The 10,719-nt window shown below is 70.9% G+C and carries 9 protein-coding genes; 2 read left to right on the top strand and 7 right to left on the bottom strand.

Going from position 1 to position 10,719, the window contains the following annotated elements; all coding sequences use genetic code 11:
* On the bottom strand, positions 1–618 hold a 618-nt coding region (locus tag CURTO8I2_RS01690; RefSeq protein ID WP_159678142.1), incomplete at its 3' end, for a hypothetical protein.
* Positions 619–695: 77 nt separating this feature from the next.
* Here CURTO8I2_RS01690 and CURTO8I2_RS01685 point away from each other — a divergent pair.
* Positions 696–950, top strand: a complete 255-nt coding sequence (locus tag CURTO8I2_RS01685; RefSeq protein ID WP_159678140.1) for a WGR domain-containing protein — start codon at positions 696–698, stop codon at positions 948–950.
* Between the two features lie 40 nt (positions 951–990).
* Positions 991–2,064 carry a uroporphyrinogen decarboxylase gene (gene hemE / locus CURTO8I2_RS01680; RefSeq protein ID WP_159678139.1) on the top strand — a complete coding sequence of 358 codons (1,074 nt, stop codon included), beginning with the start codon at positions 991–993 and terminating at the stop codon, positions 2,062–2,064.
* 93 nt (positions 2,065–2,157) lie between these two features.
* Here hemE and CURTO8I2_RS01675 read toward each other — a convergent pair whose 3' ends face one another.
* From CURTO8I2_RS01675 to CURTO8I2_RS01650, 6 genes are all read right to left on the bottom strand, one after another.
* Entirely contained in the window at positions 2,158–2,763 is a 606-nt protein-coding gene (locus tag CURTO8I2_RS01675) for a 3'-5' exonuclease (RefSeq protein ID WP_159678137.1), read from the bottom strand.
* Positions 2,764–2,767: 4 nt separating this feature from the next.
* The gene (locus CURTO8I2_RS01670) at positions 2,768–4,591 is read right to left on the bottom strand and encodes a DUF294 nucleotidyltransferase-like domain-containing protein (protein ID WP_159678136.1); all 1,824 of its coding nucleotides are present in this window, start codon (positions 4,589–4,591) and stop codon (positions 2,768–2,770) included.
* A 48-nt stretch (positions 4,592–4,639) separates the two neighbouring features.
* Positions 4,640–5,320, bottom strand: coding sequence for a ligase-associated DNA damage response endonuclease PdeM (gene pdeM, locus CURTO8I2_RS01665; RefSeq protein ID WP_236550967.1), 681 nt, complete (start codon positions 5,318–5,320; stop codon positions 4,640–4,642).
* Entirely contained in the window at positions 5,313–7,766 is a 2,454-nt protein-coding gene (locus CURTO8I2_RS01660) for a ligase-associated DNA damage response DEXH box helicase (protein ID WP_159681499.1), read from the bottom strand. The genes pdeM and CURTO8I2_RS01660 overlap by 8 nt, the downstream gene beginning before the upstream one ends.
* A 101-nt stretch (positions 7,767–7,867) precedes the next feature.
* A complete protein-coding gene (locus tag CURTO8I2_RS01655; protein WP_159678134.1) occupies positions 7,868–9,574 on the bottom strand; it encodes a cisplatin damage response ATP-dependent DNA ligase in 1,707 nt (568 codons plus the stop codon).
* A gap of 40 nt (positions 9,575–9,614) precedes the next feature.
* A complete protein-coding gene (locus CURTO8I2_RS01650; RefSeq protein ID WP_159678133.1) occupies positions 9,615–10,616 on the bottom strand; it encodes a ligase-associated DNA damage response exonuclease in 1,002 nt (333 codons plus the stop codon).
* Between the last annotated feature and the right edge of the window lie 103 nt (positions 10,617–10,719).

The following is a 10,719-nucleotide window of genomic DNA, read 5'->3' as shown; positions in this document are numbered from 1 at the left end:
CCCCACGCCGCCGCCTCCGCCGCCACGTCCGCCCTGCGCGCCGGCTTTCTTCGCGCCCGCATCGCCGCGTACTGGCCCCTGTTCGGGCACGGCGAGATCGGGCGGCACCGGATCGAGGTCCAGCGCCTGGCGGATGAAGCTGCGCAGCGACACCACCAGCGCCGATACGCGGACCGGGCGGCCGGCGACCATGTCACCGGCCGCCTGCGCTGCCAGCCGTACCTGCGCCTCGGTCCCGAGCAGGATCACGTCCGACAACGCCGCCTCGACCGCATCGCGTACGCGCCGTCGCCGGATCGCGACATCGGACTCGAACTCCGTGTCCAGCCCTGCGCTGTACGGCGCGTCCGTCGCGCGCGATACCGCCGCCAGGCGACGCAACTCGCGCAGATGCCGGGGGTCCACATCGAGCTCGCCGGTGAACGATCCGCCCAGCGTCTTGTAGGCGGCGATCAGGGTCTTGAGCCGCTCGTTGATCTGCCGGTTCTCGCGCTCGCGCCTGCGCTGCAGGGTCTGCATGAAGACCAGGCGGATCCCCACCGCGACGAGGGTGAACAGCACCAGGCCCAGCAGCGTCGACGCGGTGGCGTTCCACGAACTGAAGTCGAGCATGCGCATCGTGCAGCCGATTGCCGGAGGTCGATCGCGATCATACGTGCGCCACCATGACGGGGCCGGTCGTACAATCGCGCGTCATGCGCCTCTTCCTGCAGCAACACCCCGATGGACATGAAGCGCCGCGCTTCGTGCAGCTGACCCTGCAGCCCGATCTGCTCGGTGGCTGGGTGCTGCTGCGCGAGACCGGCCAGGTCGGTGGCCGCAGTACGCTGCGGCGCGACCAGTTCCTCGACCAGCCCAGCGCGCTCAAGGCGCTCGAAGCCGCGCGCGATGCGCAGCTCAAGCGCGGCTTCCAGCTCATGTTCGCCCGCGGCAGCGACGCGCCGGCCTGACCGCGCGCGCTTCCGCCTTCACCAGGAACCCCAAGTCCCGATGTCCGCCGCCCTGAAGAACGACCGCTTCCTCCGCGCCCTCCGCCGCGAACCCGTCGACCGCACACCCGTCTGGCTGATGCGCCAGGCAGGGCGCTATCTCCCGGAGTACCGCGCATCGCGCAAGGCCGCCGGCAGCTTCCTGGCGATGGCGAAGAATCCCGAACTCGCCTGCGAAGTCACGCTGCAGCCGCTGGCGCGCTTCGACCTGGATGCCGCGATCCTGTTCTCCGACATCCTGACCATTCCCGATGCGATGGGCCTGGACCTGTACTTCGTCGAAGGCGAAGGTCCGAAGTTCCGCCATCCGGTGCGCGACGCGGCCAGCATCGCCAGGCTCGGCGTGCCGGACATGGAAACCGAGCTGCGCTACGTCATGGACGCGGTGCGCGTGATCCGGCGCGAGCTCGACGGCCGCGTGCCGCTGATCGGCTTCTCCGGCAGCCCGTGGACGCTGGCCTGCTACATGGTCGAAGGCGGCGGCAGCAAGGACTTCGCCCGCATCAAGGCGATGGCGCTCAACGATCCCAAGGCGCTGCATGCGCTGCTGTCGGTCAACACCGAGGCGGTGATCGCCTATCTCGCCGCGCAGCGCGCGGCCGGCGCGCAGGCGCTGCAGGTGTTCGACACCTGGGGCGGCGTATTGAGCCCGGCGATGTACCGCGAATTTTCGCTGCCGTACCTGACCCGCATCGCGCAGGAACTGCAGCGCGGCGACGGCGCGGACCGCACGCCCCTGATCCTGTTCGGCAAGGGCAATGCCGCGTACCTCGACGACCTCTCGCGCTCCGGCGCCGAAGGTGTCGGCGTCGACTGGCTGATCGAACTCGGCGACGCCGCGCGCCGTACCGAAGGCCGTGTCGCCCTGCAGGGCAATCTCGACCCGACCACGCTCTACGGATCACCCGACGCGATCCGCGCACAGGTCCGCCACGCGCTCGACAGCTACCGCGACGGCAACGGCGGTTCGCGCGACGGCCACATCTTCAACCTCGGCCACGGCATGTCGCCGGACATGAATCCCGACCACGTCGGCGTGCTGGTCGAGGAAGTGCACAGCTACAGCGCGCGCTGACCTGCGCTCGCTGATCGGCCTTCGCGATCGCGATCGAGGTCTGAAGCGGCAGCCCGTCAGCGCTGCGCCTCACGTCACCGGTGGCGCGTCGGCTCAGCCGCCTTCGCCGCGCAACGCGAGCCAGCACAGCGCCACCGTGGTGGCGTCGCCGAGTGCGCTGTGGCGGCCGAGCACGGGCACGCCGAGAGCCTGGGCGATACGGGCGAAATCGAGATCGGGCGGCACGTCCGGGCGTGCGCGGCGGGCGCGCGTGGCGTAGGCGTCGGCCAGGTCGACGCGGGGATTGGGCAGCGCGAAACCGGTCAGTCCATGGACGTGCGGCGCGAGCATCGCGAGATCGAAACGCAGGTTGTAGCCCAGCAGCGCGCGGCTGCCGAGCCACTGCAGGAAGGCCGCCACGACCGGAGTGATCGATGCGCCATCGGCGGCTTCCTCCGGCGTGATGCGATGGTGGCGGATGGAAGCGATGTCGAATGCGCGGTCGGGGCGCACGCGCCGCTCGAAGCGCTCCGACAGCAGCACGCGGCCCTTGCGCACCGGCACCGCAGCGAGGCTCAGGATGTGGTCGCGCCGCGGATCGAGTCCGGTCGTTTCCAGATCGAGGCTGACCCACTCGTCGGGGGGCGGGCGCTGCAGCAGGCCGCGCCAGGCACCCGCGCCATGCCGGCGTCGCAACCACCAGCGCTGCATGGCCGTCATGCGCTCAACCCGGCACGTGGAAGACGCGCTGCACGTGTTCGCGGAACGCCTTGACCACATGCAGGGCATCGCGCAGCAGTTCGCGGTCGAGACGACGCAGCCCCGCGGTGTCGACGTGGTTGTCCGCCGCGCGCCCCTCGGCCAGCGCCGCGAGCTGCGCGTCCAGGCGCATGCGCTGGAACACGTTCAGGGCCTGCGGCAGGTCACGCTCCAGGTCGCCCGGCAGTGCATCAAGCGCCGCCAGCGCTTCGCAGCGCTCGAGGCTGCCGGTCGCGGTGATGCCATGGCGCAGCGCGAGACACCGCAAGCCGTGCACGACCGGAAAGATCCCGCCCTTCTTCAGATCGACGCCCTGCGCATCACTGCGCATCCGCCCGAAGAACGTCAGCGGCGCGCCGAACCCCAGCGCACCCGCCGCCAGGTGATGCATCAGGATCTCGTCCTGTCCCAGCGTCATCAGCGCCGCCTTGACCGGCGCGAACAACGCGGCGTTGCCGGCGATCGGCCGCGCGTCGAGCGCGATCGACAGGTCCAGCGCCGCGTCGCCGCCGTAGTGGCCACGCCAGTGCGTGACGCGCGCCTGCCACTGCTGCGTGGTCATGCGCCAGTGCGGGTTGTCGACCATCACCCGGCCCGGACATGGCGGATACCCGATCGTCGCGAGCGCGGCGCTGAAGCGGTCCATCGCGGCGTCGAGTCCGGGCCAGTCGAGATCGTCGGCGAGCACCAGCGCATTGTCCTGGTCGGTCCTGAGCAGTTGCTCGCGGCGGCCTTCGCTGCCCATGACCAGCAGGCAGATGCGGTCGCGGTGTTCCACCGGCACGACCTGCTCGAACACCTGCGCCATGACCCGTTCGTTGAGCGCGCTGACCAGGCCCATCAGATACGGCATGCGCGCGCCATGCGCCGCGAGGCTGCGCACCAGGCCGGTCATGCCGCTGGCGGCGGCGGTGATCTCGTCCAGGTTGCGCGCCCGCGCCAGCCGCAGGCTGACCAGATGCGAGTGGCTGGCGAAGTGCGACAGCACCTCGGCCATGCCCAACGTGCCGGCAATGCCGCCGTCGCGCGTGCGCACCACGACGCGCTCGATGCGACGCTCGGTCATGCCGATCAACGCCTGGAACAGCACGTCGCGCGCGTCCACGCAGACCAGCGGCCGGTTCGCGAGCGGTCCCACCGGAGCGTCCAGCGGCAACCGCTGCAAGGCGATGGCGTCGAGCAGATCGGTGCGGGTCACGATGCCGGGCGCGGACACGTCCGGTGTGTCGACGAGCAGGCAGTCCACGCCCGCCTCGCGCAGGCGCGCGGTGGCGTCGGCGATCGAGTGCGCGCCGGAGATGTGGATCGCCGGCGCCAGCTGCGCTTCCTCGACGCGGGTGATCATCAGTTCCGCGGACTCGCGCCGCGCGTCGCCCGACACCGAGAGCTGGCCCTTGGTGGCCAGCCCCTCGTTGAAGTAAGCGGCGAACCGCGGATTGCCGGCGACCAGCGCGCGGAACACCTCGGCCGGAATCAGGAAGCACAGGCACTCGCCCGCGGTGCGGTAGCGCAACCGCGCACGGCCGGCCATGACCGCCCAGGCGCCGAAGACGTCACCGGGACCGTAGTCGGCGAAGCGCTGCTCGACGCCTTCGACATCGCGCGCGTAGGCGTGCACGACACCTTTGAGAATCACGTAGACATGCGGCGACGCGCGGCCCGCTTCGATGAGCGTGGTGTCGGCCGGATGGAAGCCGATGTCCACGCTGGCCTGCAGCCGCGCGCGACCGGGCGCGTCGAGCAGGTCGAAGGGCGGCTGGTCGAGATCGAGGCCGGGCACGGGATCCATGGCGGGCATTGTGGCGTGATTTTCCGCCCGCCCGCCCGCGCGGCCGGATCAGCCTGAGGAAAGATCCACCACCACATCCGGCGCACACGCGAACAGCCGGGTGCCCGGCATGGGATCGACGCGCCAGCCGCCGGCGAACGCGGTGAATGCCGGCAGCACACCCGAGGTCGCATCGAAGCGGAATGCAGGCAGCCGCGGCACGCCCGGCAGTCGCACCACCGGATGCAGATGGCCACCGAGCCGGTAGCCCGCGTCCGCATCGCCGACATCGGCCGGGTCGTGCACGAACACGAAGGGATCGAACGCGAGCGCCGCACCGTGGACATGGATGCCCAACCCGTCCGCCAGCCCTGGGCGCGCGCGCAAGGCCCGGTCGTGGTTGCCGCTGACGAGTTCGACCGACAGCGCGGCGCGTCCGCTGCGCCAGTGCGTCCACGCGTCGCGCCAGGGCGCATCGTGGACCGCCGCATGCAGCAGATCGCCCAGCACCAGCAGGCGCGCGGCGCGGGTCGATGCCAGCAGGCCGTCGAGCTGCTGCAGATCGTGTGCGGTGCCGCCGCTGGGCAGCGCGATGCCGGCGCGGCGGAAATGATCACCCTTGCCCAGGTGCAGGTCCGCGATCGCCAGCAGTGATCTGCGCGGCCACCACAGCGCGCGCCCCGGCAGCAGCACCAGCGCTTCGCCGGCCACCTCGATCACGAGACTGCCGGGTACCGACGCCTCAACCACGATTGCGTTTCTCGAGTTGCGCGGCCGCACGCTGCACGCGCGTGCGCCAGTCCTCGGTACTGAGCTGGCCGCGCAGCGACTCCGCCCACAGCGGGAAGGACATCGGCGTAAAGGTCTTCAGCGCGTGCAATGCGAGTGTGCGACCGCTGCAGTCCTCCAGCGTCTCGCGCAGGCGCACGACTTCGAGCTGGGCAGCGAATACCTCGCGCTCGGCCAGCGCCAGCAGCATGTGGTCGGGGTCGTGGCGGCGCAGCACGTCGAACAGCAGCCCGCTGGACGCCTGCAACTGCCGCATCGAACGTGGCGCACGTCCGGGCAGCGACGGTGGCAGCAGCCCGGCGACGCGGGCGATGTCGCGGAACTGCCGACGCGCGAGTTCGGCGAGGTTGAGGCTTTCGCGCAGATCCTCGAGCAGGGCGTCCGGCGTCAGCAACGCGGCGATGTCGTCCCCGTCGAGCTCGACTTCCTGCGCCGGCGACAGCACCAGGCCGTAGTCGTTGGCCGCGAACGTGAAACTGTTCGGATGGCGGCGCCCCCAGCGCAGCGACCACAGCGCGGCAAGGCCTTCGTGGACCTGTCGACCTGCGAAGGGATACAGGAACAGATGCCGGCCGCCGCGCACATGGATCCACTCCACCAGCAGGCGGCCCGGCGCGGGCAAAGCGGAGAGCCGCTGCTGCAGATCGAGCAGGCGCCCGATCGACCGCAGTTCCGGCACGTCGCGCGGCGCTTCGAACAGGCGCTCCACTTCGTGCGCCAGCGTGCCCGACAACGCCATGCGGCCGCCCGACCACTTGGGCACGGTACCGCTGCCGGATTTCGCCACGCGCACGTAGGCGGTCATGTCTTCCAGCCGCACCAGTTCCAGCGTGCGCCCGGCGAACTGGAACCTGTCGCGCGGCCGCAACCGGCCGATGAAACTCTCTTCCACCGAGCCCAGGCCGCCGCCGCGCATCAGCTTCACCCGCACCGAGCCGTCGCTGGCGATGGTGCCGATCGACAGGCGGTGTCGCAGCGCGATGCGCCGGTCCTCCACGCGATAGACGCCGTCCTCGCCACGCACCACACGGCGGAAATCCGGGTAGTGCGCCAGCGCGGTACCGCCCTGCACCACGAAGTCGATCACCGCACGCCAGGCGGCAGCGTCGAGCGTGCGGAAGGCATGGGTGTCGCGGACTTCGTCCAGCAGTGCCTCGGCCTCGAACCCGCCGCCCAGTGCCAGCGTCACGCAGTGCTGGGCCAGCACGTCGAGGCTGAGCACCGGTGGCGGCCGCGATTCGATGGTGCCGGCCGCGACTGCCGCGCGCGCAGCGGCGTATTCCACGAGTTCCAGCGCATGCGTCGGCACGCAGACCACATGCCCGGCCTCGCCGGGACGATGCCGCGCGCGGCCGGCACGCTGCAGCAGACGCGACACGCCCTTGGGGCTGCCGATCTGCAGCACCTGGTCGACGGCGGGGAAATCCACGCCCAGATCGAGACTGGACGTCGCGACCACGCAGCGGATGCTGCCGTCGCGCAAACCGTCCTCGGCCGCGGCGCGCAGTTTCGGATCCAGCGAGCCGTGGTGCAGCGCCAGGGTCTCCGGCGCTTCCGGCCAGACCGCGCTGAGCGCGCGATGCCACAACTCGGCCTGCGAGCGGGTGTTGGCGAACAGCAGGCTTGTGCGCTCGGCCATCAGCCGTTCGAGGACACGCGGCAATTGCGCCAGGCCGAGATGGCCGCCCCACGGAAAGCGCTCGTCCTCGCCCGGCAGCAGGGTGTCGAGCGTGAAGCGCTTGGGCGCGACGCCTGCGACCAGGGGTGCGTCGGGCAGGTGCGGCAGCAGCGCATCGCGCGCCTCATCCAGATTGCCGAGCGTCGCCGAGACGCCCCAGATCCGCAGCGCGGGATTGAGACGACGCAGCCGCGCGAGCGCGAGCTGCAGCAGCACGCCCCGCTTGTTGCCGAGCAGTTCGTGCCATTCGTCGACGACGACGCATTGCAGCTGCGCCAGTTGCGGCGCCGTGTCGGCATACGAGAGCAGCAGCGACAGCGATTCGGGCGTGGTGACCAGCACGTCGGCCTGCCCGCTGCGCGCCAAGCGCCGGTCGCGGGCGCTGGCATCGCCGGTGCGCATCGCGACCACCCAGTCCAGACCGAGCGCTTCGATCGGCGCACGCAAGGCGCGGGTCGTGTCGACGGCCAACGCGCGCAGCGGCGTGATCCACAGCACCTTGAGACTGCCGGGCGGACGCGGCGCCGGCCGCTTGCGCGGCGTCGCGGGCACTGCGGCGCGCGGCGTGGAGGCCAGCGCTTCGAGCAGCGGACCGCCGATCGCGGCCAGCGTCTTGCCGCTGCCGGTCGGCGTCTGCAGCAGACCGGACTCGCCCGCCAGATAGCGTTTCCACACCTCGCGCTGGAACGGCGCCGCGGTCCAGCCCTGCGCCTCGAACCAGGCGCGCATCGGCGCGTCCGGGCCGCGCAGGCGCTTGCCCGTCGGCGTCGCGACGTGCTGCTGCGACGCCGCTGCGGGTCCGGAGGCACGCGTGCGCGTGGCGCGTGGCGTCATCGCGCCAGCGCCTTCAACGTGTCCAGACGGTCGGCCTCCGCCATCGGCTTGTCCTGGCGCCAGCGCAGGATGCGCGGGAACCGCACCGCGATACCGGACTTGTGCCGCTTCGACACGTTCACTGCCTCGAAGCCCAGTTCGAACACGTGGTGCGCCTTCACCGAGCGCACCGGGCCGAAACGTTCCAGCGTGTGGCTGCGGATCCACTTGTCGAGCGCGAGGATCTCGCTGTCGTCGAGACCCGAGTAGGCCTTGGCGACGGGCACCAGGCTGTCGCCGTCCCAGAGCCCGAACGTGTAGTCGGTGTAGAGCGTGCTGCGACGGCCGTGGCCAGCCTGCGCGTAGAGCAGCACCGCATCGATGGTCAACGGATCGATCTTCCACTTCCACCAGTCACCCCGGCGGCGACCGGCCTGGTACGCCGCATCGGCGCGCTTGAGCATCAGACCTTCGACGCCGCGGTCGCGTGCCTGCCCGCGCAACTGCGCCGCCGCCGCCCAGTCCGCGACGTCGACACGGGGCGACACCACGATGCGCGGATCGCCGTGCGCCGCGACCAGCGTCTCCAGCGCGGCGCGGCGCTCGTGCTGCGGCCGCGTGCGCCAGTCTTCGCCGTCGCGTTCGAGCAGGTCGTAGACCTGCAGCCGCACCGGCGTGTCGGCCAGCGTCTTCGGACCCGGCTTGAGACGCTGGATGCGCGTCTGCAGTGCGGTGAAGGGCAGCGGCGCCGCCTCGTCCTCGCGCCACGCGAGCAGTTCGCCGTCGAGCACGACGCCGTCGGGCAGCGACAGTGCGGCCGCTTCGATTTCGGGGAAACGTCCATCCAGCCGTTCCTCGCCGCGCGACCACAGCGCGACCTCGCCATCGCGACGCAACAGCTGCAGGCGGATCCCGTCCCACTTCCATTCCAGCAGCCAGTCGTCGATCGGCCCGAGCGCACGCGCCACCGCATCGGGGTCGTTGGCGAGCGCGACGATGTCGGGTGCGATCTGCGCTTCGCCGTCTTCGGCGGGCGCGGCTTCGGGCAGGCCCGCCTCGGCGCGCAGGGCCGACTCCAGCGGCGAGGCGAGAAAAAACGGATACGGCTGCTGACGATCACCGGGCAGCTCTTCGACGGTCAGCAGATCGCGCAGGAACTCGGGCGTCGGCGCCCAGTTGCCGAGCATGCGCTGGGCGAGCCGCGCGATATCGATGCCGGTCAGTTCGGCCAGCGCCTGCTGCACCAGCCGCTGCGACACGCCCACGCGCAGCGCGCCGGTCAGCAGCTTGTTGAACAGCAGCCGCTCGTCGAAGCGCAAGGTCCGCCAGGCCTCGACGATGACTGCGCGCCGCCGTTCGACGTCCTGGTTGGCGATCGGCAACAGCCGGGTTTCGATCCAGTCAGCCAGCGCCATGTCGGGCGCGGCCTCGGCGGGATCGTCGAGCAGCAACGCCAGTGTCTCGCCCAGATCGCCAACCTGGTCGTAACTGTCGTCGACCAGCCAGTCCGGCGTGCCGGACTCGACCGCGATCCATTCGCGCAACTCGCGTGTGTTGGCGATTTTCTTGCGCGCACTGGCGACCTTGCCGCCCGACAGCAGATACAGCGCCCACGCCGCATCGCGCGGCGGCGCCTCGCGGAAATAGCGGATCAGCGCGGCGCGCTTGTCGAGGGTGGCGGTGCTCTGGTCGAGTTCGCGGTAGAGCTGGGCGAAGCGCTTCATGCCGATCGTGCCGACGCGGCGGGGGCCCTGCGAAGCGGTTTCACTCCTCACCCCCGAAATCCGTCCGGAACGCTTCGGCCGCGATGCCATCCTCGTTGAGTGCGCGGATGATCGCGTCGGTGTTGCCGTGCGTGGCGATCACCCGCGACGCGCCGGTCTCGCGCACGGTGCGCATCAGGTCCGGCCAGTCGGCGTGGTCGGACACCACGAAGCCGCGGTCGTAGTTGCGCCGGCGCCGGTTGCCGCGGATCTGCATCCAGCCCGACGCGAAGCCCTGCTGCGCCCGGCGGAAGCGGCGGATCCAGGAACTGCCCGCGGCCGACGGCGGTGCCAGCACCAGCTTGCCGGCGAACTCGGCAGCCTTGTCGGACTCCGACACCGGCACGGTGTCGATCATCGGCACGCCGGCGCGGCGGTACACCTCCACGCCATTGGCCACCGCGCCATGCAGCAGGACCGGTTCATCGGTATGCACCGCGAGCTCCGCCAGCACCCGCTGCGCCTTGCCGAGCGCATAGCAGTAGAGAATCGCCGCTTCGCCGCGTTCGGCGCAGCGGTCACGCCAGGCGACGATGTCGCGCGCGACTTCGGACGTGTCCGGCCAGCGGTAGACGGGCAGGCCGAACGTCGCCTCGGTGATGAAGGTGTCGCAGCGCACGACCTCGAAGGGATCGCAGGTGGGATCGTGCTGGCGCTTGTAATCGCCCGATGCCACCCAGACCTCGCCGTCGACCTCCACCCGCACCTGCGCCGAACCCAACACGTGTCCGGCCGGATGCAGCGACACGGTGGCACGGCCCATCTGGAACGGCGCGCCGTATTCGTGCGCGGCGTAGATCTGCTCGCCGAGCCGCCATTCGAGGATCGGCAGCCCGATCCGGGTCGTGTGATACGCGCCCATGCCGGTCCGGGCGTGGTCGCCGTGGCCGTGGGTGATCACTGCGCGCGGCACCGGTCGCCACGGGTCGATATGGAAATCGCCGGCCGGGCAATACAGCCCTTCCGGGCGCAGCTGGATCAGATCTTCGGATGCGGCGGCCATGGGGCGCAGTCTGGTGGCGGGCTTGTGCACGAGGCGCCAAGCCTGCTGCCAGGCCGTCGCGATGGCTGAGACGCCCGTGCGGCACCGCGCGCGCCGTTCAGCG

The organism is Luteimonas sp. 9C, assembly GCF_902506295.1.
GTDB lineage: Bacteria > Pseudomonadota > Gammaproteobacteria > Xanthomonadales > Xanthomonadaceae > Luteimonas.
This window is presented reverse-complemented; position numbering and strand designations above follow the sequence as displayed.